At 42.6% G+C, this 23,755-nt stretch carries 21 protein-coding genes and 1 tRNA gene; 15 read left to right on the top strand and 7 right to left on the bottom strand.

Annotation, left to right across the window (positions count from 1 at the left end):
• Window positions 1–4 precede the first annotated feature (4 nt).
• Together OCV65_RS02475 and OCV65_RS02480 are read left to right on the top strand one after the other, a co-directional pair.
• Entirely contained in the window at window positions 5–1,003 is a 999-nt protein-coding gene (locus OCV65_RS02475; RefSeq protein ID WP_262580856.1) for a lipoate--protein ligase, read from the top strand.
• A 239-nt stretch (window positions 1,004–1,242) separates the two neighbouring features.
• Window positions 1,243–1,548: a hypothetical protein gene (locus OCV65_RS02480; RefSeq protein WP_262580857.1), complete on the top strand. Its 306-nt coding sequence runs from the start codon at window positions 1,243–1,245 to the stop codon at window positions 1,546–1,548.
• Between the two features lie 244 nt (window positions 1,549–1,792).
• Here OCV65_RS02480 and OCV65_RS02485 read toward each other — a convergent pair whose 3' ends face one another.
• From OCV65_RS02485 to OCV65_RS02500, 4 genes are all read right to left on the bottom strand, one after another.
• Window positions 1,793–2,569, bottom strand: coding sequence for a DeoR/GlpR family DNA-binding transcription regulator (locus OCV65_RS02485; protein ID WP_118382408.1), 777 nt, complete (start codon window positions 2,567–2,569; stop codon window positions 1,793–1,795).
• Window positions 2,570–2,577: 8 nt separating this feature from the next.
• On the bottom strand, window positions 2,578–4,077 hold the full coding sequence (locus OCV65_RS02490; RefSeq protein WP_262580858.1) for an FGGY-family carbohydrate kinase: 1,500 nt from the start codon (window positions 4,075–4,077) through the stop codon (window positions 2,578–2,580).
• A gap of 238 nt (window positions 4,078–4,315) precedes the next feature.
• Window positions 4,316–4,951 (bottom strand): class II aldolase/adducin family protein, encoded by a 636-nt coding sequence (locus OCV65_RS02495; RefSeq protein WP_118382411.1) that lies wholly within the window; start codon window positions 4,949–4,951, stop codon window positions 4,316–4,318.
• Window positions 4,951–5,796, bottom strand: a complete 846-nt coding sequence (locus OCV65_RS02500) for an L-ribulose-5-phosphate 3-epimerase (protein ID WP_262580859.1) — start codon at window positions 5,794–5,796, stop codon at window positions 4,951–4,953. The genes OCV65_RS02495 and OCV65_RS02500 overlap by 1 nt, the downstream gene beginning before the upstream one ends.
• Before the next feature lie 348 nt (window positions 5,797–6,144).
• On the opposite strand from OCV65_RS02500, the gene OCV65_RS02505 reads away from it, so the two are divergent.
• The 3 genes from OCV65_RS02505 (at window position 6,145) to OCV65_RS02515 (ending at window position 10,851) form a co-directional block, all read left to right on the top strand.
• The gene (locus OCV65_RS02505; RefSeq protein ID WP_262580860.1) at window positions 6,145–8,232 is read left to right on the top strand and encodes a substrate-binding domain-containing protein; all 2,088 of its coding nucleotides are present in this window, start codon (window positions 6,145–6,147) and stop codon (window positions 8,230–8,232) included.
• Between the two features lie 76 nt (window positions 8,233–8,308).
• Window positions 8,309–9,841 carry a sugar ABC transporter ATP-binding protein gene (locus tag OCV65_RS02510; protein ID WP_262580861.1) on the top strand — a complete coding sequence of 511 codons (1,533 nt, stop codon included), beginning with the start codon at window positions 8,309–8,311 and terminating at the stop codon, window positions 9,839–9,841.
• Window positions 9,841–10,851, top strand: coding sequence for an ABC transporter permease (locus OCV65_RS02515; protein ID WP_118382415.1), 1,011 nt, complete (start codon window positions 9,841–9,843; stop codon window positions 10,849–10,851). The genes OCV65_RS02510 and OCV65_RS02515 overlap by 1 nt, the downstream gene beginning before the upstream one ends.
• Window positions 10,852–10,965: 114 nt before the next feature.
• Here the strand turns inward: OCV65_RS02515 and OCV65_RS02520 are convergent, their stop codons facing one another.
• Complete coding sequence (locus tag OCV65_RS02520) at window positions 10,966–11,952, bottom strand: sugar-binding transcriptional regulator (RefSeq protein WP_262580862.1); 987 nt, start codon at window positions 11,950–11,952, stop codon at window positions 10,966–10,968.
• Between the two features lie 221 nt (window positions 11,953–12,173).
• Here OCV65_RS02520 and OCV65_RS02525 point away from each other — a divergent pair, with 221 nt between their 5' ends.
• From OCV65_RS02525 to OCV65_RS02545, 5 genes are all read left to right on the top strand, one after another.
• Complete coding sequence (locus tag OCV65_RS02525) at window positions 12,174–13,169, top strand: thiamine pyrophosphate-dependent dehydrogenase E1 component subunit alpha (protein WP_118382417.1); 996 nt, start codon at window positions 12,174–12,176, stop codon at window positions 13,167–13,169.
• Window positions 13,170–13,187: 18 nt separating this feature from the next.
• On the top strand, window positions 13,188–14,171 hold the full coding sequence (locus tag OCV65_RS02530) for an alpha-ketoacid dehydrogenase subunit beta (RefSeq protein WP_330424354.1): 984 nt from the start codon (window positions 13,188–13,190) through the stop codon (window positions 14,169–14,171).
• A 23-nt stretch (window positions 14,172–14,194) separates the two neighbouring features.
• Window positions 14,195–15,541 (top strand): dihydrolipoamide acetyltransferase family protein, encoded by a 1,347-nt coding sequence (locus OCV65_RS02535; protein WP_262580863.1) that lies wholly within the window; start codon window positions 14,195–14,197, stop codon window positions 15,539–15,541.
• 14 nt (window positions 15,542–15,555) lie between these two features.
• The gene (gene lpdA, locus OCV65_RS02540) at window positions 15,556–17,310 is read left to right on the top strand and encodes a dihydrolipoyl dehydrogenase (protein WP_262580864.1); all 1,755 of its coding nucleotides are present in this window, start codon (window positions 15,556–15,558) and stop codon (window positions 17,308–17,310) included.
• A 158-nt stretch (window positions 17,311–17,468) separates the two neighbouring features.
• Window positions 17,469–18,512 (top strand): ATP-dependent 6-phosphofructokinase, encoded by a 1,044-nt coding sequence (locus OCV65_RS02545; protein ID WP_262580865.1) that lies wholly within the window; start codon window positions 17,469–17,471, stop codon window positions 18,510–18,512.
• A 119-nt stretch (window positions 18,513–18,631) separates the two neighbouring features.
• Here the strand turns inward: OCV65_RS02545 and OCV65_RS02550 are convergent, their stop codons facing one another.
• Entirely contained in the window at window positions 18,632–19,561 is a 930-nt protein-coding gene (locus OCV65_RS02550; protein WP_243061122.1) for a permease, read from the bottom strand.
• Window positions 19,562–19,872: 311 nt separating this feature from the next.
• Between OCV65_RS02550 and OCV65_RS02555 the strand changes: the two genes are divergently transcribed.
• From OCV65_RS02555 to OCV65_RS02565, 3 genes are read left to right on the top strand one after another with little or no spacing between them, the layout of a single operon-like run.
• Window positions 19,873–20,757 carry a LysR family transcriptional regulator gene (locus OCV65_RS02555; protein ID WP_118452139.1) on the top strand — a complete coding sequence of 295 codons (885 nt, stop codon included), beginning with the start codon at window positions 19,873–19,875 and terminating at the stop codon, window positions 20,755–20,757.
• A gap of 1 nt (window position 20,758) precedes the next feature.
• Window positions 20,759–21,247: an N-acetyltransferase gene (locus tag OCV65_RS02560; protein WP_262580866.1), complete on the top strand. Its 489-nt coding sequence runs from the start codon at window positions 20,759–20,761 to the stop codon at window positions 21,245–21,247.
• A 37-nt stretch (window positions 21,248–21,284) separates the two neighbouring features.
• Window positions 21,285–21,509, top strand: a complete 225-nt coding sequence (locus OCV65_RS02565) for a hypothetical protein (protein WP_262580867.1) — start codon at window positions 21,285–21,287, stop codon at window positions 21,507–21,509.
• Between the two features lie 189 nt (window positions 21,510–21,698).
• Here OCV65_RS02565 and OCV65_RS02570 read toward each other — a convergent pair.
• Window positions 21,699–21,781, bottom strand: a tRNA-Leu gene (locus tag OCV65_RS02570).
• A 194-nt stretch (window positions 21,782–21,975) separates the two neighbouring features.
• On the opposite strand from OCV65_RS02570, the gene OCV65_RS02575 reads away from it, so the two are divergent.
• Together OCV65_RS02575 and OCV65_RS02580 are read left to right on the top strand one after the other, a co-directional pair.
• Window positions 21,976–22,701, top strand: a complete 726-nt coding sequence (locus tag OCV65_RS02575) for an NAD-dependent protein deacylase (protein WP_262580868.1) — start codon at window positions 21,976–21,978, stop codon at window positions 22,699–22,701.
• An 89-nt stretch (window positions 22,702–22,790) separates the two neighbouring features.
• Complete coding sequence (locus OCV65_RS02580; protein WP_262580870.1) at window positions 22,791–23,750, top strand: type II CAAX endopeptidase family protein; 960 nt, start codon at window positions 22,791–22,793, stop codon at window positions 23,748–23,750.
• The last annotated feature ends 5 nt before the right edge of the window (window positions 23,751–23,755 follow it).

Raw genomic sequence — 23,755 nt, forward strand, 5'->3', positions numbered from 1 at the left:
AAGCATGATTAATAAACTTACTTATATAGAAAGTACAGGAGTGAATCCATATAAGAATCTGGCAATGGAAGAGTATCTGTTTTCCCATTGTGGAGAGGATGAGGCGATTCTTTACCTCTGGCAGAACCAGCATACAATTGTAATCGGACGAAACCAGAATGCATGGAAAGAGTGTCAGATCAGCCGGATTGAAGAAGATGGTGCAGTGATCGCAAGGCGGTTATCTGGGGGTGGCGCAGTATTTCACGATCTGGGTAATCTGAACTTTACATTTCTGGTAAGCAAAGAGAATTACGATCTGAAAAAACAGTTAGACGTAATCCTGAAAGCGGTACAGAAGCTTGGCATTCATGCAGAGGCATCCGGAAGAAATGATATTCTGGTGGATGGCAAGAAGTTCTCCGGCAATGCATTTCACGAGCACAGAGGACGCCGGTATCATCACGGTACACTGATGGTAAATGTCAAATTGGATGAGCTGAACAAATATTTAAATGTATCGAAGAAAAAGCTGGAATCCAAGGGAATTGCATCGGTACGTTCCAGAGTGACCAATCTGTTAGAGTATAATCCGGAGCTGACAATTGATGCGCTTAAGAAAGCACTTCGTGAAACCTTTGAAGAAGTATACGGATACGAAAGCAAAGAAATCAAAGAGACAGATCTTGACCAGAAAGAAGTAGATACATTATATGACAAATATTCTTCATGGGAGTGGATCTACGGAAGAGAATTTGAATTCCAGTATGAAGTATCCGAACGATTCGACTGGGGACAGATAGACATGCAGTTCCAGGTAGACAGCGGCATGGTGGTAGATGTAGCTGTATATTCAGATTCCCTGAAGCCGGATGTGATAGGTCAGATTCCGAAGCAGTTAAAGGATCAGAAATATAATAACCAGCTTATGGCAGATCAGATCGGAAGATTGCACAGTGAAGATGAGCAGGAAGAAAAAATGTTCCGGGATATCGAAGGATGGATCCGGAAGGTAGAGCTGTAAAGATAAGTAGCGGCAAGAGGTCTGTTGCTTGTGAAGAATGGATGAGAAACCGCCGTATTTGTGGAAAACTAACCATAGATACGGCGGTATTTATATATAAGATGTTAGGGTAAAAATCATGCTTGATTATTATATTACCGAAAAATAGTAATATTTAAAATAAATGTAAAAAATAAAATCTTTAATTCTACATAAAAACATCTTGCCTTGGTGGAAACAACAGGGAGGAATTAAAGGCTATGAGTGAACGGAATGAGTATATTCAATGTGCATATGAAGAATTGGAACGACTGAGCCTGGATAGGCAGAAACGATTAGAATACGAGACAAGACAGAAGAATATCAGAGACTATAACAGTCAGATGAAGAGTGCGCGAATCCAAGGCGAAGAAATAGGAATGCAAAAGGGAAAACAACAGGCCGAAGAGCAGATTTTAGCGTTGGGGAAAGCGTTGCAACGGGTGGGACGTTCAGAAGAAGCTATTAAAGCAATGACGGATGAGAAGTATTTGAAAAAATTGCTAAAAGAATTTGGCGTTTTGTGATATTTGAGTTCGAAATGCTAGAGTATATCAAACATTTATTTTTGGATATGAAGAGTAACTAGTATTGTTAGATTAAATTATTGATATCTGGGAAATTAGGGAGAAAGCAAAATGTTTTAAAATTGAATAGAATACAAAAAGAAACTGCTGCTTTACAGGTTGTTTTGTAAAGCAACAGTTCTTTTGGTTGATAGATATGGATAACATCCTGATGGATTTAAGTGAAATCACTGGTTGAAGGTGATTAAACTTCTTCATCTACTACGATTAATTCGGTGTGTCCGTCATTGGCTTCCTTTATATAACGGAAGTCAGGTGTTTTGTTAGTAATCACGGTCGAGATATCCTTCATTTCAGCAATGGTGTGAAGTGAAATCTTGTCAAACTTATTATGGTCTACGAGAAGTACGGAATTTCCGCTGATCTGAATGGCAACTTTTTTGACATCGCCCTCCACCTCGCTGGAATTGGTAATACCATGTGAGATAGCAATGCCATTGCAGCTCATAAAAGCAATATTAGCGTTCAGACCTTTGAGCTGGTTGATAGACTGAATTCCGCTGTAGGACATGGTGCCACGATTCAGCATACCGCCAATCATCATAACATCAATATTGTAATGAAATGCTTCTTGCATGACATATATGCTGTTGGTGATTACGGTTAAGTATTTAAAACCGCTCAAATGACGTACCATATGTGCGACAGTAACACCGGATCCCAGGAAAACAATATCATTATTGGTCACTAATTCGCAGGCTTTTTTTGCAATTCGATCCAAATTAGGTTCATATTTGAGCATTTCAATTGGCTGCTGTTCCTGTGCCAGCGAAGATGGATCACTTGGCAGCCTTCTGGCACCGCCGCGGATGCGGAGCAAACGTCCTTCGGCATCTAAAAAGTCGATATCTCGTTTGATAGTGCTCAGCGAAACGTCACAATACTCCCGTAGTTCTTCATAAGTGCAGATTTCATGATTTTTTAAGTAGTTTTGAATTTCATTCAATCTCTTTTCTTGCATAATAGTTCCTATTCTTTTAAGCCTTCAATCTGACTCCATACCGGATCCATTGCATCAATGATAGCGCAGTATGCAGCGTATTTCTTTTCGTAATAAGCGTGCTTTTCAATATCTGGCTCGTATATTTTTTTAATTTTTACCCATTTTTTGGCGGCATCCTGCAGAGAGTCAAATACACCTGCATTAACTCCGGCACAGAGGGCGACACCCATTGCTCCGAGCTCTTCGGCTTGTGAAATTTCAACACGGATGCCAAGAATATCAGCAAACATCTGCATCCAGACTTCAGAACGGGTAGCTCCGCCTGCCATTCGCACTACAGATGGATTGTCGCAGTATGGAAGAAGACGACTGATGTGCATTTTGTGGCAAAATACAACGCCCTCAAACAATGCGCGCATCATATCTGCAATGGTGTGGTCATTCTGAAGACCGATAAATGCAGCTTTGGCATCGATGTTTACATTGGAATCGTAGATGAACGGAAGGAAAAATACTGAGTTTTTATACAGTGTGGAATCAACCATTTTTCCGTAAGTTGCATATACATCTTTGGAGCGTTCCATAAAAGTATCGATAAACCATTCTTGTGTGGAAGCGGAAGTGGAACTTCCTTCCATGTAGGAAATATATCCTGGAAGACCGTAATAGTACTGCATGAAAATGTCCTTGTCATCAACAACATTCTTCTTTAGAATACTATTAATGCCCCAGGAACCGACAATTATACCCAGCTGGTTTTCTTCGACAATACCAGCAGAAAGAATCGATGCGCTGATGTCGAATAATCCACCAACTACAGGAGTTCCTTCCGCAAGTCCTGTGAGTCTGGCTACATCGGCAGTGATTGTGCCGCCGGTATCACAGCTTTCGATGATTGGTGGAAAGATGTGTTTGTATTCAGCAATTCCAAATGCTTCAAACAGATTGTCCGCGTACTGGCCGGTTGCCATGTCAACAACATTCCAGCTAGATGCTTCTGTGATTTCACATACAAAATTACCAGTTAATATGTAACGAATATAATCTTTGACGCTTCCGACGTGAGCTGTTTTGTTGAGGACTTCTGGTTCGTGGTCCTTAAACCAGGCAACAATCGGGCTTGTCTGTCCTGTCCAGAGTTTGTTCCGAATCTGTGGAAATACAGAATCAAATGTGCCATCGGTGAGCCATTTCTTGATGTAACCCTTAGAGCGGGCATCGCTACTGAGGATACCAGGCCATGTAGGAGCCCCATCCTTATCGACCATATAGGCACCGTTGCCCTGTCCGGTTATACCGATCGATAAGATTTCTTTTCCGTCTTGAATGCCGGCTTTTTCAATCACATCTTTGATTGCTTTTAAAGACATATCCTTCACTTCGTACATGTCACGTTCGTTTTGACCGCTATGCGGATAGGAAATGTGCAATTTTTCACCATGAACGGCAATTTCGTTACCGTCCATATCGTATATTGCAGCTTTAACCATTGTTCCGCCGATATCAATACCCATTAAATATGTCATATAAATTCTCCTCTCTTAGTTTGATGTGATATAAATGACATATAATTTATCTCAAGACTATCATAATCACGAAAAAAAGTCATTTAAATATCAAAAGTTATTCAAAATAAACAAAAAAGATTGAAAATGATATAAAATAATTCATTTTATGAACGATTATGAAACAAAAATGAACTAAACAACAATGCCGAACAAGTCGTCCGGCATTTCATTAATAAAGAATAAGCAAATATTGAAATTACTGTCCAACATTAGCCCAAACAGCTACACACTCAGCATTCTGTTCTTCTGTGAGAAGTGCTGGCTCACAAACGCCAGCAGCAGAAAGATAAGTGATGGAAGATGTTTCAAGATATACAGCAGCATACAATGCTTCATGCAGATCCTTTCCAACTGTGATAACGCCGTGATGTTTCAGAATGACTGCAAGCTTGTCACCGATATAGTCAACGGTCAACTGTCCCATGGAAAGATTTCCCGGTGGAGAGTAAGGTGCTACGGTAACTGCACCACGAGTAGCGTTGGCAAGGGTGGTCAGGCATGCCGGCAATTCGTCTGATACAAGTCCGACTGCTGTTGCATATGGCTGATGAGTATGCAGGATTGCATTGACTTCCGGCATATTATCAAAAATGTAAAAAAGTGCCGGAGTGTCAACCGATTGTTTACGAGTTCCCTCTATAATGTTTTTATCTTTGTCAAAGACGATCATATCGTCAGGTGTCATTATTTCATAAGACATACCGGATGGTGTAATGATAATATCACCGTTCGGCATACGGAGGCTGACATTACCTCCTGCGAGTGCGATCAGATTATTGCGTTTCATTTCCAGCGCAGTTTCGATCATTTCCTGTTTTTCTTGTTCGTACATTACTGGCTGCTCCTTTCATATTTGTCTTTGATGAAGCTTAAGGCGTCTTTCGCTGCCTTATAAGGATCTTCATAATTCTGTGCCCACATTTCAAGTGTCATTGGACCGCTGAAATTAATCTCGCGAAGTGTTTTGAAAAATTTGATAAAATCAACATTACCATTGCCAAAAGGAATATCCCTTACTTTGCCGACAACGGTATCCTTCACATGGGTAGCTACAAGGTGCTTCTTTGCAAGACGATACTGGTCACATGACCAAGTATTCCCCTTGCCTGTTGAATAAAGATTGGCAATATCCGGGAATATCTGTAGCCAAGGGGAATCTACATGTTCGATGATCTGCAGACCCTTCTCCAGAGAATCCATTGTATCGATATCCACATTTTCCAACGCTAACATGACACCGTAGGAAGCAGCTTCCTGTGTGAGCTTCGCCAAATTTTCAAGGAAAAGCGCATATGTTTTTTCGTTGCGAGTATTGTAATACTCGTCGTATGCCATAGGCTGAATGATGCGAAGACCAATTTCGGCAGAAAAATGAATGGCATCCCTGGTAAGTTTCATACCCTTTGTTGCAAGTTCAGGGTTCTCACTTCCGATCGGGCAGTTACGTGTACCACTCAGACACATGGTCATGATCGGCATGTCGTAAGCTTCGATTGCCTTTCGGATCTCAATGATCTCAGATTTATCTGAGGTAACGCGTGCCTGAAATTCTTCGCTTTCATCTGTGCTGAGTTCGAAATAATCGAATCCAAGATCCTTCGCGATACGAAGTTTTTCAGAAAGTGCAAGATCTCTTGGCAGTGCTTTTTCATAGAGACCAAATTTATGCTGTATCATAATTTCTCCTTTGAACGAAACAATTTCGTTAATTTTTTGAATATAATACATCTGGTTCATTATTGGTCGACTTCATTATTCACGTGCAAATAAATTCTAGCATGTGAAAATAAGGCAAGTCAATTTTCAAATATATTGCAAAAGTGTAGAAAAAAATGACCTGTTTTGACACGCAATCGGTATTATTAATCCAAACGAATCCAAATGATTCGAACTCATTGACGAAATGCACAAAAAAGAATAGAATCCAAACTAAAGTTGATCGATTTTCACAATAACGTGCGTGGTGAAAAGTGCTTTTGACAACAAAAGTAACAAAAGGGAGAAGAGAAAAAAGGAGGTTATTGTATGAAAAGAAAAATAATCGCATCGTTACTGGTGTTAGCGATGGCGGGATCGTTGCTGGCTGGATGTGGCAACAAAGCTTCAGATTCAGGAAGCTCTGATAGTTCAAAATCCAGCAAATCATCAGCATCGGAGCTGAAAGGTGATTCAAGTGAGAAGTACTATATGTGCGTACCGATTTCTGGTGTAGAGTATTGGTATCCGGTATTCCAGGGAATGAAGGAAGCGGCTAACGCACTTGGCGTACAGGCTTACTATATGGGAACACCTGAGTGGGATTCTTCAGCACAGGCAGATGTATTTAATCAGATCATGGCACTTGATCCAACCGGAATCCTGCTGCACCCGACAGACGGAGATGCATTTGTTGATCCAATCAACAGTGCAATCGCAGATGATGTTCAGGTTGTAACATTTGCAGCTGATTCACCAGATTCTAACAGAACAGCTTATGTAACGTCTGATAATAACAAAGAAGGTTCTACCGCTGCAAAGGAAGTAGCAGAAGAAATCGGTGGTAAGGGATCTATCCTTGTTATGAGAAATCCAGGACAGACAAATCACGAGACACGTGACGATGCTTTCATTTCTTACATTAACGAAAATTACCCGGATATTAAGATTTATGAAGAGAATTCCGGACAGAATGCAGACGCTACTTACACAGCAGTCATGACAACATATCAGAAAGATGCTAACCTCAAAGCCGTATTTACACCGGAAGCTTCTTCAGCAGTAGGTGCAGCTCAGGCAGGTCTTGAGATCGGTAACGGCGATCAGGCTCTTGTATGTGCATGTTGTGATACTTCAGAAGAGATTCTTGACCTTCTGAAAGCAGGACAGTTCTTCTCAGCAATCGCTCCTGATCAGTATCTGCAGGGATACATGGGAATGCTGGATCTGTTCTTTGCAGCTCATAATGAAGTTCTTGAACCAATGAATGGTCGTGCAGACGCTGGTGAGAACTTATGGCAGAGTCCGTTTATGGACAATGGTCTTTCAATCGTAACAGCTGACAATGCAGATGATTTCTATCTTGATGCATATGCAGAAAAGCTTGGCTACAAAGACAGTGAAGAAATCCTTGAGCCTTTGGAAGAGCCAGAAGGCTGTGGATTTGGTGATGGATCAGGCGAAAAGTATTATATGTGTGTACCAATCTCTGGTGTAGAGTACTGGTATCCTGTAATGCAGGGCATGAAAGATGCAGCTAAGGCTCTTGATGTAAGTGCATACTACATGGGAACACCTGAGTGGGATGCTTCAGCACAGGCAGATGTATTCAGTCAGATTATGGCTCTTGATCCAACTGGTATTCTGGTTCATCCGACAACAGCAGAAGCATTTGTTGATCCAATCAACAGTGCAATCGCAGATGATGTTCAGATCGTAACATTCGCAGCTGATGCACCGGACTCAGAAAGAACAGCGTATGTAACATCTGACAATACAAAAGAAGGTAACAGAGCAGCTCAGGAAATCGGTGAAGCACTCGGAGGAGAAGGCTCCGTACTCGTTATGAGAAATCCTGGACAGACAAACCATGAGAATCGTGACAACGCTTTCATCGCTTACATGGAAGAAAATTATCCGGACATCACAATTTACGAAGAGAATTCTGGACAGGATGCAGACGCTACTTATTCAGCAGTTATGACTACATACCAGAAAGATGCTAACCTCAAAGCCGTATTTACACCAGAAGCTTCTTCAGCAGTAGGTGCAGCTCAGGCAGGTCTTGAGATCGGCGGCGGATCAGAACAGGCACTTCTGTGTGCATGCTGTGATACATCAGAAGAGGTTCTTGACCTTCTGAAGGCAGACCAGTTCTTCTTTGCAATTGCACCAGACCAGTATCTGCAGGGATATATGTCTATGCTTAACTGCTACTTCGCAGCACACAATGAGATTTTACATCCTATGAATGGTCGTGAAGCAGCTGGTGAAAACCTGTGGCAGACACCATACATGGATAACTCACTTTCAATCGTAACGAAAGACAATGCAGATTGCTTCTACCTTGATTCATATGCGAAGAACATTGGATTATCAGGTGCAGATCAGCTCATTGAGCCTTACGAAGCAAAGTAAGTGTTGATTTTGGCGGTGGCTCCGGCTCCCGGAGCCGCCGTTTTGTTACTTAACAGTATGAAGAAAGGGTGAGATTATGGCATTACTTGAACTGAAACATATATCCAAAAGTTTTGGGCAGAATCAGGTTCTGAGAGATGTTAACTTCGAACTGAGACCTGGGGAAGTACATGCACTTTTGGGAGAGAATGGTGCGGGAAAGTCTACGATGCTGAATATCATCGGTGGAGTTTTTGAGCCAAGCGGGGGAACGATTCTGATTGATGGTGAAGAGAAAAAAATCACATCTATTCTCGATGCCAAAAATCTTGGAATTGGATTTGTGCATCAGGAAATTGAACTGTGTCAGGATGTAACTGTAGCAGAAAATATCATGATGACAAGTATTAGCGACAGTCACACATTAAAAGTTAATTTTAAGAAAATGGTAAAGGAAGCAGCGGAGATCTTGAGACCGATGGCAGGTGATACGATCGATCCAAGGGCATTGGTTTCATCGCTTCCGATATCTCAGCAGCAGGTTGTTGAGATTGCCAAAGCATTGGCATATAAATGTAGGATTCTTCTTCTTGATGAGCCAACAGCGGCACTTTCAGAGAGTGAAGCAGAAGCACTTTTTGAGATTGTGGGACAACTGAAAAAGGAAGGTATGGGAATTATTTTTATCAGTCACCGTATGGAAGAAGTGTTTGAACAGAGCGACCGGGTAACAGTCTTGCGTGATGGGGAGATTATCTCTACAAGACCGTCATTGGATGCACCTTTAGATGAGCTGATCCGGGACATGGTTGGTCGTGAGATCAGCGATATTTATCCACCAAAAGCAGAACATATTGATTATAGTGATTCGAACGTAATGCTTAAAGTTGAAAATCTTACGGATGCAAAGAACCGTTTCAGAGATATTAACTTTTCATTATACAAAGGAGAAGTTCTTGGCTTTGCGGGTCTGGTAGGCGCCGGAAGAACAGAAATTCTGCAGTCGATAGTTAATTTGAGAAAACGTTCATCAGGAACGGTTGAACTTCTTGGTGAAAATATTGATAAATTAGGTACTTCAAAAATTTATAACAAAGGTCTGGTATTGCTTTCAGAAGATCGTAAAAAAAGCGGATTGTTCCTTGATTATTCAATTGCTGAGAATACCAGTTCTACATATCTGGATTTGATTACCAATGGAATTATACTCAGCAAGAAAAAAGAAATGGAACTTGCCAGGGATAAGATTACTGAACTGAATACCAAGGCAGAAGGTCCTAAACAGGTGGTCGGAAGACTTTCTGGTGGAAACCAGCAGAAGGTATTGCTTGGAAAACTGCTTGCAAAAGTTCCGAAGGTTATTCTTCTTGATGAGCCTACACGAGGTGTTGATATCGGAGCGAAGTCTGAAATTGGAAAGTATATCAGAAAGCTGGCAGATGAAGGTATTGGAGTTATTTTGATTTCATCAGAAATGAATGAATTGTTGGGACTTTGCGATCGTTTGATCATGATTGATATCGACGGTGATCAGGTGCCGGAAGTTACAGGAGAACGTCAATTCGATTCAGATACGGTTGTATACTACATTTCTGGAGCATACAAATACGATAATAAGGAGGCACAATAATGGCAGCTAATAATGTAAGTACAAGAAAGGGAAAGAGTTTCTTCGCAAAACTTATGGAGAGACGAGAGGCTATGCTCGCATTAATCGTCGTGGCCATGTATATTGTTTTATCATTTATTACTCCAAGTTTTATGACATGGAGTAACCAGAAGGTAGTTATCTCAAGTATGGCGGTAGATGGTATCGTTGTAATTGGTATGACAATCAGTCTGATTTCCGGAGGTATCGATCTTTCTGTAGGATCGACATTGTGTCTGTCTATGACAGTAGCAGCGCTTTTGATGAGAAATGGTAATCATCCATGGCTCTGTTCACTGGCTGGTATCGCAGTGACAGCATTGATCGGTTTGATCATTGGATTACTTGTAACGAAGCTTCATCTGACACACTTCATTGTTACCTTATGTTTTATGGGAATTGCCAGAGGTCTTGTATACATTTTGACAGGTGGTTCTCCGGTATCTCTGGTACGTGTGTTTGCAGAGAACAAGGGATTTGCATTTCTTGGGCAGGGAACAATTGGTGGCGTATTCCCGATGGCTCCCGTTTGCTTCATAGTAATTGCAATCATAGCTGAATTGTATGTTCGTAATTCAGCTGGTATGAGAAAAGTATTCTATACAGGCAGTAACGAACAGTCAGCTCTTTATTCTGGTATTAAGGTTGACAAAATGAAAATTATTGCATGTGTTGCGTGTGCAGCACTTGCGGGTGTGGCAGGAATCATTTATATGATCCGTTATTCCGGAGTAGCAGTAAATGCCGGATCGGGAGAAGAAATGGTAGCGCTTTCAGCAGCTGTTATCGGTGGTGCAAGTATGAATGGTGGACGTGGTTCTGTTATCGGTTCAATCTTAGGACTTTTGTTTATCGTTATCATCCAGGATGCACTTACACTGATGATGGTTCCGTCATACTGGCAGGATTTCGTAAAATACGCGATTGTGCTGATTGCAGTAGCAATTGATGGTGTAACATATTACAGATCCTTAAAAGCATCACAGTCTTAAAAACTCCTTATACTGAATATAATATAGTGCGAAACGAAAAAGAGTGTGAAAGCCGTTATTGGCTTTTACACTCTTTGCGTTTAATGACTGCGATTAAGGATTAGGGCTGTTCATTTACAAGGTGTTATCATCCGCCAGTTCCAGCACTTTCTCGGCTGTCTGTACATCGGTGATCAGTGCATGCAGATAGTGTCCGTTCAGTGCACCCAGGATAGAGCGGACTTTTTTCTCACCGCCGCCGACGCCGATGACGCGCTTATGTTCCGGTAGATCCCGGATATCGATGGATATGATTCTGTTCTTCAATGTTGTGTTGCATAGTTCGCCGGTGGTGGTAAAGAAGTTACCACAGATATCCCCGGCCGCCTCAGCGTCCACCAGTTCGTTGATCGTAGCGGTGTCAAATGGATAATCTGACAGGTGATCTGCATCCCGGACAGGTGCCTCACCGATACCTACCAGAGTAACATCCAGATTGTGTGAGGCTTTTAATATAGAAGCAATCGTTGGTTCTTCTTTGATGGCAGAACAGAGTTCTTTACTCTGACACATAAATGGTGCTGTCAGAATGGTGGCGTGTCCATTGTATTTATCGATCAGATGTTGTGCCAGAATGTTCGGCTGGAAATCCACGCTCTGGGACGAACCGCCTACCAGTGTATACACGTGGATGTCCCGGATATTCTTATTCGGCGGCAGATTCTCAATCATGCTGTTCAGTGTACGTCCCCAGGTCAGACCTATTTTCATATTATTATGGACAAGCTGTTCAAAATAAGAAGCCGCTTCGGAACCAATCTTTCTGGTAAGTGTATCGGTATCAGCTCCGGAGCAGTCTACCAGTTTGATATCCTGCAGTCCGAAACGCTGGCGGAGCTTTTCCTCTAATTGAAGCGTCTTCATGGCACCGCGTACGTCTACGATCTCGAATTTGATCATACCTTCGGCTTTGGCCTCTTCCAGCAGACGGCTTAAGGTTACGCGGGAGATGTTGAGCTGCTTGGCAATCTCTGTCTGCGTGTAACCTTCTTCATATAAATAGTATAAAGCTTTCAGCTTCAGATAATATCTGTGCTCCTGAGAAATGGACAATGTAATCACCTTCTTCTCTTTACAATTGTAAGTTTAATATATTATAGAACGAAAATAGTGATTTGACAAGTAAAAGTTAACAATTGTAAAGCTGGAAATATATAAAATTACAAAAATAAACTAAATCGGTTGACACTGGCATGTCATAGTGCTATATTATGGACAGAAAGGCTTTGCAATAGAAAAGCAAGTATACAAATGTAAACATGGATATTTGGAAGGAGATAACTATGGAAGGATTTAATGTTAAAGACAAGAGCTTATTGGAAAACAAAGAATTTCTTCAAGAGTTGATGGAAAGAATGATGCTTGTACATACTTTTGAAGAGAGAGCATTCTGGTTGTTTGGACAGGGACTTGTACACGGAACTATGCACCTGAGCATTGGAGAGGAAGCAACAGGTGTTGGTACTTCAGCAGCACTTACAAAAGATGATTATATGCTGGCTACACACCGTGGACATGGACAGGCGCTTGGAAAAGGTGTTAATGTAAATGACATGATGGCAGAGATCCTTGGACGTGCAACAGGTACAAACCATGGTAAAGGTGGATCAATGCACATTTGCGATTTCGACAATGGTATCCTTGGAGCCAATGGTATCGTTGGTGGTAACGGACCTATCGCATGTGGTGCAGGACTCAGTATTAAGATGCAGAATATTCCGAATCGTGTATGTGCTGCATTTTTCGGAGATGGTGCTTCTAACGAAGGAGCAATTCTTGAGTCTATGAACCTGGCATCTGTGTGGGAACTGCCTGTACTGTTTATCCTGACAGATAATGGATATGGAATGTCTACAGCAAAAGCAAAAGCTACTAAGACAGTAGACTTCGGAAAGAGAGCAGATGCATTTGGATTTAAGGCATTTGAGTGTGACGGTAACAATGTTCTTGAAGTATATGAGACAGTTAAGGAAGCCCGTGAGTATGTAATGAACGAGCATGGACCGGTTCTCGTAGTTGAGAATACATACAGAACATCTGGACATTCTAAATCAGATAATAATAAATATCGTTCAAAAGAAGAGATCAAATATTGGGAAGATCACAGCCCGATCATCCGTTTCCGCGAATTCCTTGTAGAGAATAAGATCTTTACAAATGAGGAAGTTGACGCTATGCAGGCAACTGTTGATAAGAAGATCGAAGATGCAATCGAGTACGCTAAGGCTCAGCCACAGCCGGTTGTTGCAGATTTGGAAGCAGACGTATACGCAGAGTAGTTTAGGAGGAAAAGAAAGATGAGTGAAATGAGAAAGATTTCTTATAGAGACGCGGTTCGTGAAGCTATGGTTGAGGAAATGCGTCGCGATGAAAAAGTATTTTTAATGGGTGAAGATATTGGTGTTTACGATGGAGCATTTGGTGTTTCCAAAGGAATGATTGGAGAGTTTGGACCGGAGAGAGTTCGTGAGACTCCTATTTCTGAGCAGGCTTTCGTAGGAGCAGGTGTTGGTGCAGCGATTACAGGTATGCGTCCGATCGTTGAGCTGATGTTCTCTGACTTCATGACAGTATGTTATGACCAGATCATCAACCAGGCTGCAAAGATGCACTTCATGTTCGCAGGTAAGGTAAGTGTACCTATGGTTATCCGTACAGCAGCTGGTGGTGGTACTGGAGCAGCTGCTCAGCATTCACAGTCTCTGGAGCAGATGTATCTGCATGTACCTGGACTGAAGGTTGTGGTTCCATCTACACCATATGATGCAAAGGGTCTGTTAAAGCAGGCAATCCGTGACAACAACCCAGTCATCTTCCTTGAGCAGAAGAAACTGTACAATGTTAAAGGTATGGTTCCGGATGAGGATTATACAATCCCATTTGGCGTTGCTGATGTAAAGAGAGAAGGTACAGACGTAAGTATCTTTACATACGGAAGAATGGTGCAGATGAGTCTTGACGTGGCTGAGAAGTTAGCAGAAGAAGGAATCAATGTTGAGGTTGTTGACCTTCGTACTCTTTCACCACTTGATACAAATACAATTATTGAATCAGTTAAAAAGACACACAAAGCTGTAATCGTTCACGAATCTGTTCAGTTCGGTGGCTTCGGCGGTGAAGTTGCTGCACAGATCACAGACAGCGAAGCTTTCTACTATCTTGACGCTCCAATCAAACGTGTTGGTGCTTTGTACTGCCCAGTGCCATTTAACCCGACACTTGAGGCTGAAACATTCCCTACACCAGCTAAGATCGAAGCTGCAGTAAGAGACGTTTTATAGGAAGATAGTAAGGAGGAAGCATAATGGCAACAGAATTGACGATGCCAAAGAACGATATGGACATGGAAGAAGGTACTATCGTTAAATGGCTTAAAAATGTTGGCGATAAAGTAGAAAAAGGTGAGATGTTCATGGAAATCGAGACAGACAAGACTTCCATGGAGATCGAATCTCCGGCAACAGGAGTTCTCCTTGCTCAGTTCTATCAGGGCGGAGATGTAGTGCCGGTTAATACAGTTATGGGATATGTCGGAGAAGCCGGAGAAGCTGTTCCGGAGCAGGGCGCAAAGGCTGCTGCTGAGGAAGCTCCGAAGGAAGAGAAAAAGGAAGCACCTGCTGCAGAAAAAGCACCTGCAAAGGTTCTGTCTGATGCAAGTGGAATTCCTGCAACTCCATATGCTAAGAAGCTTGCAAAAGATAATGGAATCGATCTGAAAGAAGTAGTTCCGACAGGTCGTCACGGCGAGATCCGTGCAATTGATGTATTTACAGCAATTGAAGCTTCACCGGTTGCAACACCGCTTGCTAAGGCAATGGCAGCAGATCTCGGCGTAGATCTTTCAACTATTCAGGGATCCGGATACAGAGGAAAGATCCTCAGTGATGATATCAAGGCAGCATTTGCTCAGGCTCAGACAGCAGCAGAGGAAGAAAATGTTGCAGGCGCAATGAAAGAGATCGCAGAAGTACTTGAGCGTAGAAAACTTTCTTCTATGCGTAAGGCTATCATGAAGAACATGAACTCAAGTCATACTGAGATTCCTAGCGTAACACAGAACATCAAGGTTGATGTTACAGAGCTGCTTGCTCTTCGTGCTAAGATCAACGAGGGTAAAGAGAAGGCTGAGAAGGTATCTGTAAATGACCTGATCATTAAAGCTGTCGGCAAAGCTACAGCTAAGTTCGAGAGATTCCGCATGACGTTGGAAGGCAACGAGTATGTCGTCCACAATCAGGTTAATGTGGGAATGGCAGTTGGTATCACAGACGGACTGGTTGTACCGGTAATCAAAGACGTTGATAAGAAGACACTGCTTCAGGTATCTAAGGATGCAAAAGAACTTGCTAAGAAAGCAAGAGACGGTAAATTAAAATCAAGCGAAATGGGTGACGGACGTATTACCATTTCTAACATTGGTATGTACGGAACACACAGCTTTACACCAATCATTAATCAGCCAGAGGCTTCTATCGTTGGTGTATGTGGAACAGAGGATGAGCTTGCACTGGTAGACGGACAGGTAGTTGTACGTAAGAAGATGATGATCTGCGTAACATTTGACCACAGAATCCTGAACGGAACAGAAGTCTGCGAATTCGAGTCATACCTGAAAGAGCTGATTGAAAATCCGGTCACAATCTTGATTTAATCTAGGAGGATAATATGGCAACAGAATTAACTATGCCAAAGAACGATATGGACATGGAAGAAGGTACTATCGTTAAGTGGCTGAAGAATGTTGGAGATAAAGTAGAAAAAGGCGAAATGTTCATGGAAATCGAGACAGATAAGACTTCCATGGAGATTGAGTCTCCTGCAGCAGGAGTTCTTCTTGCTCAGTTTTATCAGGGTGGAGATGTAGTCCCGGTTAACACAGTTATGGGATATGTCGGAGAAGCCGGAGAAAAGGTACCGGAGCAGGCAGCAAAAGGAGATGCACCTGCAGCTGAGGAACCAAAAGCTGAGGCAGCAGCATCTGTAGCAGAGAAGAAAGAAAATGAATATGATGTAGCTGTAATCGGTGGAGGCCCTGCCGGATACGTAGCAGCAATCCGTGCTGCACAGCTTGGCGGAAAGGTTATCATCTTCGAGAAAGATACCGTAGGTGGAACATGTCTGAACAGAGGATGCATCCCGACTAAGACATATCTGAAGACTGCTGAGTACATTCATCATATCGAAGCAGCTGCATCAAGAGGCATTGTAGTTAATGCTGAGCACAGCGTAGACATGCCAAAGGTTGTAGCATATAAGGACAAAGTTGTAAAACAGCTGACAGGCGGTGTTGGAAGCCTGTTAAAGGGAAATGGCGTGAAGCTGGTATCCGGAGAAGCTTCTCTGGAAGATGCAACAACAGTTGCATGTGACGGCAAGACATACAAAGCTGACAAGATCATCCTTTGCGGTGGATCTAAAGCAATCCGTATCCCGATTCCGGGTGTGGATCACAAAGATGTTATGACCAGTGATGAGATCCTGGCTATGACAGAAGTTCCGGAAAGACTTGGTATCATCGGTGGTGGTGTAATCGGATGTGAAATGGCATCTGCATTCAGTGCATTCGGAAGCAAAGTTACCATCGTAGAGGCTATGGACCGCGTAGTATCTATGCTTGACAAAGACATTTCTGCAGAAGTTGACAAGACTCTGAAGAAAGGCGGCGCAAGCGTTAATTGCGGACGTAAAGTATTAGAGATCAAAGACAATGGCGGACATCCGGTAATCGTAACAGATAACGGAGAATTTGAAGTAGATAAAGTCCTTCTGTCAATCGGACGTGCAGCAGACCTTGGATGTCTTGGTAAGCTTGCTGATCAGATCAAGACAGAGAGAGGCAAGATCGTAGTAGATGATACGATGAAGACATCTGTTGATAATATCTACGCTTGTGGTGATATCAACGGACGTATCATGCTTGCTCACTCAGCATTCAAGATGGGTGAAGTAGCAGCTGAAAATGCAGTAAAGGGAACCGCAGTAAAATGTGACCTGAGCTATGTACCAAGCTGCCTGTACCTGTCACCGGAAGCTGCTTCTGTAGGTCTTACAGAAGAAAAAGCAAAAGAGGCTCATCCAGAAGGAGTTCGTATTGGCAAGTTCAATATGGCTGCTAACGGAAGAAGTGTTGCATCTGGAGAGACAACAGGATTTATCAAGGTAATCGCTGACAACAAATATGGTCAGATCCTTGGCGTACATATGGTAGGCGGCGTAGCATCTGAGATGATTGCAGAGGCAGTCGCACTGATGCAGATGGAGATTACAGTGAATGAAGTAGCTGAATCTATCATTCATGCTCACCCAAGTTATTCAGAGGCATTTGCAGAGGCATGCGCAGACTGCCTTGGAATGTGCATCCACCAGCCTCCGAAAAAAAGAAATAAGACAATTTCTAATTCCTTCTTAAAATGTTTATAGTGAGAAAAGCGCTTCTGTATGGGGAAGCGCTTTTTTCGTGTTTGAATTATTAACATTATTTTGACAATATTTTCATAGACATTTTAAATTCAGATTGTTACAATGTGAGTATGCATTGAAGAAGGAACGATATGCAAATATCGAAATGAGGTGTTAGGATGGAAGAGCAAAAGAAATGTGCGGTTAAGCGGATCGGAGTACTGACTTCCGGTGGCGACGCACCAGGTATGAATGCGGCTGTACGTGCCGTAGTGCGTACAGCACTCTACATGGGAATTGAAGTAGTAGGTATCCGTCGCGGATGGCATGGTTTGATCAATGGAGACATGTACCGTATGACAGCGGTGGATGTGTCGCATATTATCAACGAGGGTGGTACAATGCTGTACACAGCCCGCAGTGATGAATTCCGTACTAAGGATGGACGTAAGAAAGCATACGATAACTGTAAGCTGTTCGGACTGGATGGAATTGTGGCAATCGGTGGTGATGGTACATTTGCCGGAGCTTTGGCACTTTCTACGGAATATCCAATCTCTGTAGTTGGCATACCGGGTACAATTGATAATGATATCGGATGCAGCCACTATAGTATAGGATACGACACAGCAGCGAATACGGCAGTAGAAGCAATCGATAAGATCCGTGATACGATGCAGTCTCATGAGAGATGCTCGGTTATCGAGGTCATGGGACACAGAGCAGGTAATCTGGCACTGTATGTTGGTATTGCGACAGGTGCAACCGCCGTTCTGATTCCGGAAGAACCTTGGGATTTTGAGGAAGATGTTGCGGAGAAGATCCGTAATGCAAGACTTGCAGGACGTACCCATTTTATGGTAATCGTAGCAGAGGGAGCTAAGCGTAAAGCAGACGGAACGCTGGATAATGAAGTGGTTGGTAATGGTACTGCCGGACATCAGGTTGCAGATCTGATCCGTGCAGAGTTGGGACTGGATCCTAGAGTGACCGTACTCGGACATATTCAGCGAGGCGGTTCACCGACAGCACGAGATCGTGTGACAGCTACCCGTATGGGATATGTGGCAGTAAAGGCTCTGGCAGAAGGTAAGACGAATCGTGTAGTCGTGCGTTATTTTGGTGAGATCAAGGATGTAGATATGGTAGAGGCTCTGAAGCAGGAGAACCGGCTGGACGAAGAGGAAAAGCAAGTTCTGAGAGCAATGACATTCTCATTCTAGAGCGAATACAGTCAGCTTAAAGTATAAAGAAAAGTATAAAAAATGGGAGGTGTCGGATATGTAATCCGGTTACCTCCCATTTATTATATGAATCCTTTTGCGATTTTTATATTAACTGATTAGTCTGTCATTGCTCCGGACTTCTGCAACTCTTTCTGTGCCCGCTCTGATTCAGAAGGCATAGACATTTTCCGCGCATCGCGGAAGAATGTTGCGGAAGTGATGATCATAACCACACATACGATATAAGTCAATGTGGACAGTGACAGGAAGCATGCAACCTTATATGCAATGACTACACCGATACATCCGAAAATGGACAGCATAATCGTTGCGGTACGGTCGTATTTTCCTTCTTTGATGAATTTAAAGCAGGATGCGTTCATCAGGAATGCACAGGAACCCATCATGATCGGGAATGCAACTCCGATGTTCATGCCAAGTGCACCAACAAGTGCCATGCATGGAGCATACAGACCAACACCGATCATCATCAATGCGCCAAGGAAGAAGTTAATGACCACTCCTACGACTAATTTGATACCGCTAAGTCCGGTTGCAGTGCCGACAGCACCGAATGGACCGACGCCGGCGTTCTTGCATACAAGTGCAACAGCCAGAATTACCAGACCGACAGACAGAGCATAACGAACGGTTTTCAGATCCCATTTGCAGACGATGCCGGAACCAACGAGTGCGCCGATAGCAGCTGCGGCCAGCATGAGATAAAGAGTCAACGGATCAATGTCTACGAAAGTCATAAAGAGGATGCCCTCTAATGCAACGGGAATCGTGTTGCCGACATTTAATGTACCCGGAATAATCTCATCATTCGTTGATTTGGTGAATTTGAAACATGCAGACTGTGTTGCAAAACATCCGATACCCCAGGTATCCAGCATGTTGGTGAATAAACCGATCAGGGCAAGTGTAATACCCTTTTTGAAATGGATCTCGTCTTTGTGCTTGATCAGATCGACAATCAGAAACAAAGCAGAGCAGATTGTAAATGCGATCAAAACAATTCTTAGTAAAATTACTGCATTCATTTTAACCCTCCAGATAAATATACCAAAATATTGTGATAAACAGTTACCTGGCAGATGTCCACCCCGATAACCTTGGAAATCCGCCAGCATTTTTAATTTTATAACTTTGTCTTTTGTTAAACAATTTAAGAAAATTAAATGGGTCATTTAATATATCTAAAGAGTGGAGGAATTGAAGAAAAATGGTTATGATATAAAAAATATTGAATGGGTCGTTTAACATTTCTAATGTATGCGCGGTGGATGCGTCTTGCGTACTGGCTGCTGCAATTATATAATAAAAAAGAGTGTTACAAACAGGGAGCAAAAAAATGACAAAGTACGAAATGATTCTAAGCGTGTATCATACACACAGCATATCGGTTACAGCAGAAAAATATAATTATACGCAGTCAGCGATCAGTCAGGCAATTAAGAGCTTTGAGAAAGAACTTGGTCTTCCGCTGTTTAAAAGAACGAAAAATGGCATGCTGCCAATCTCAAATACAGAAGAAATTATCCGGGAATTGCGAACAATCTGCGATGCAGAGAACCGTATTGCGGATATCGCATCGAATCTGACCAGTCTGAAAAATGGTTATATACATATCGGAACGATCAAGAGTATTGCATATAACTGGTTACCTTCTATGGTAAAGAATTTTTCAAAAAAATATCCAAATATTCATTTTAAAATATCAATGGGAAGTTCTTCGCAGCTTCATGATAAGCTGGATCAGAATGAGGTGGATTGTATCTTTGTGTCCAATTATCTGCTTCCGGATAATCTGGAATTTTATCCGATGGATACGGATGAACTGATGCTCCTGACGGCGAGAAATCATCCGCTGGCAGACAAACTGAAGGTGAATCTGACTGATATTAAGGACGAGAATTATATTTATTCAGAAGATGGTTTTGACTTTGAAGCGGGTGGGATCTTTGAGCAGAATGACATTCATCCGACTGTGCTTTACCAGTTAGATGATGACGTGGCTGTCCAGAAAATGGTATCCGATGGGATGGGAATCAGTGTATTACCGAAATTATTGCTGTCCAATCCGCCATTTGACATCTGCATCCGCCCATTTACGGAGCATTACAAACGGACATTGGGCGTGGCATATCTGAAAGACAGCGAATTGGATCCGGCGACAGAAGCGTTCTTGGAATATGTAAAAGAATGGAAATCAAATAAAGGAGAACAGCGAAGATAGGATGAATATCAGAAAGACCAGAAAAGAAGATGTCCCAGTAATTATGGATTTGTATGAAAATGCAAAAGCATTTATGCGCAGCAAAGGCAATCTGACACAGTGGAATGACGGATACCCATCGGTAGAAATTATCACAGAAGATATCGACAACGGTAATTCTTATGTGTTTGTGGAAAATGATGAGATCGTAGGAACATTCGCGTTCATCATCGGTGAAGATCCGACTTATCAGGTGATCGAAGATGGCGAATGGCACAGCAGTAAGATCTACGGAACCATCCACAGAATTGCATCATCCGGTAAAGCGAAAGGCCTGGCAAAGACCTGCTTTGATTACTGCAGTGAAAAGATTGATTATCTCAGAATTGATACGCATGAAGATAACCAGCCGATGCAGGATGCGGTGCTCAGATATGGGTTTAAAAAATGCGGAATTATATACGTCAGGGACGGAAGTAAGAGAGTGGCATTTGATTATATAAAAGGATAGAGAATATGGGTATTCTTTCGTAACAGTAGCAATTCCATTGATTCTCGGTCTTTTATTTCTCTGGTTTGGGAAAAAACTGTGGAACAGAGCAGGTAAAAGAAATGAGGAATATCGACAGCGGTATACAGGTCATACCACACTTCGTGTGATAAGAGTGGCAAAGCACGAGCGGGAGGAGCATGATTCCAATGAACAGGCGGCGGAAGCTGCTTTTGGAGTCTGTTATGCTTTGGGATATGAAGGATTACTGCTGACGATGTAGAAGCAATATTGGGAGTAAACGAATGAAATGAGTCTCACAGGAGAAAATCTTGTGGGACTTTTTAGTTGTAATGAAAACTCAAGATTATATCTATATGTACACAAAATGGTAATCAAAGGTAATCAAACTCAAATGAGTAATAAAAAAGCGAGAAGCCTTGATTTACAAGGTTTCTCGCTCATTAGCTAGTGCGGAGAAAGGGACTTGAACCCTCACAGTGTTGCCACCACTAGAACCTGAATCTAGCGCGTCTGCCATTCCGCCATCTCCGCTTGCTGACAAAAGCTATATTACCACAGGCAATATGAATTGTAAAGAGTTTTTTGAAAAAAATAAAAAATTTCTTGTACAGGTAGTTTTTCAAGGTAAACAGGTCACCCTGTTGCATTTACTGTGAAAAGCCTGGTCTCATATTGAAAAAGGACAGTATTGGGAATACAATAGATAAAATAGGAGGTGCAGATATATGTACACAGAGGAAGTTGCAAAATTACAGAAAATTATAGATGACAGCAGCAGGATTGTGTTTTTCGGAGGCGCGGGTGTATCTACGGAGAGTAATATTCCGGATTTCCGGAGTGCGGACGGACTTTATCAGCAGAAGTATAAGTATTCGCCGGAGCAGATTGTAAGTCATAGCTTCTTTATGCAGAATCCGGAGGGGTTCTATGAATTTTATAAGAATAAGATGATGTTTCTGGATGCAGAGCCGAACCCGGCGCATAGAAAACTTGCGGAGATGGAGCAGAAGGGAAAGCTTACGGCGGTGATCACGCAGAACATTGATGGGCTTCATCAGCTTGCCGGAAGTAAGAATGTGTTGGAACTTCATGGAAGCATCCATCGCAATTACTGTATGAAATGTGGAAAATTCTACGATGCGAAGTATGTGAAGTATGCAGATGGCGTGCCAAGATGTGAGTGTGGCGGCATGATTAAGCCGGATGTTGTATTATATGAAGAAGGGCTGGACAGTAATGTGATCGATCGGAGTATTCGGGCGATCAGTGAAGCGGATACATTGATCATTGGAGGCACATCTTTGGTGGTATATCCGGCAGCAGGATTTATTGATTATTTCCATGGCAAGCATCTGGTAGTGATCAATAAGAGTGCGACGGCGAGAGAAGTGGGTGCGGAACTGACCATTTCTGCACCGATCGGGGAGATACTGAGTCAGATTACGTTATAATATGGTTGTGGTAAGTTCATGTGGATTTAGACCTTGGAACTCTGACAGCACACATAAGAAAAGACTGGAAAGAGCAGGTAGACAGATTTATGAATGAGATGAGACAGACAGCGTGGAGCAGAGAACATCGGAAGAAACCGTATGTGACCGCTGTGATATTGGCGGTATTGATTGTAGCTGAGATATTTATCCTGAGCGGCATACTTGGATATTTATTTGGAACGGCGGGAGTGGTACTTCATGAGATTGTGCTGGCATTGATCGGTGTATTAATGATTCTGATCATGCGGGGCAGAATGAAGACGGCATTTCCATTTCGGAAGCTGAAATGGTCTGGTATATTTGGCTCTTTGATCCTGTGGGGCGGTATCTTGCTGCTGACCAGCGTGGTGACACTTACGATGGCGTATTTTTTTCCGGACCAGATGCTGAATGCGAGTAATGGTGTAGATGAATTGATGTCTGCGACACCGATGTGGATCGACCTGCTGGTGGTTGCAGTGACGCCGGCAATCTGCGAGGAGATTGCATTTCGCGGAGCATTACTGACCTGTTTTCGTGGGACGCGGAGCAAATGGACTGGGATTATTATCGTAGGATTATTCTTTGGTGCGTGCCATGGCAGCGTGTGGCGTATGGTGCCAACGGCGATACTTGGACTTGTTATGGGATATGTTCTGTTTGAGACGGAGAACATCTTCTATTGTATGCTGATACATTTTACCAATAATGCATTTTCAGTAATACTGACAAATGCGCTCGTGTGGCTGGAGAGGCTGCAGGGAACAGGCGCACAGGCAGTTGATGTGGCAACAGACAGACTGCCGTTAGCATCTGTTGGCATTTATATGATTTTTGCAACGATAGCACCACTGCTCTTATATATAGGTAACTATCTGATTCACAGGGGGCAGCCGGGATATACGAAGGTATTCCCACGGGAGAAAAGAGGAGCGCTGTGGGGAATGCTTGGTGCCTGCGCAGTTCTTTTTGGATGTGGAGTCTTTCTGATATCCGCCGCTGTTGTGCTTCAGGTAATACTGGGGTAAAAAAA

It is taken from the genome of Dorea ammoniilytica, assembly GCF_025567415.1.
GTDB classification, from domain to species: Bacteria; Bacillota; Clostridia; order Lachnospirales; family Lachnospiraceae; genus Claveliimonas; species Claveliimonas ammoniilytica.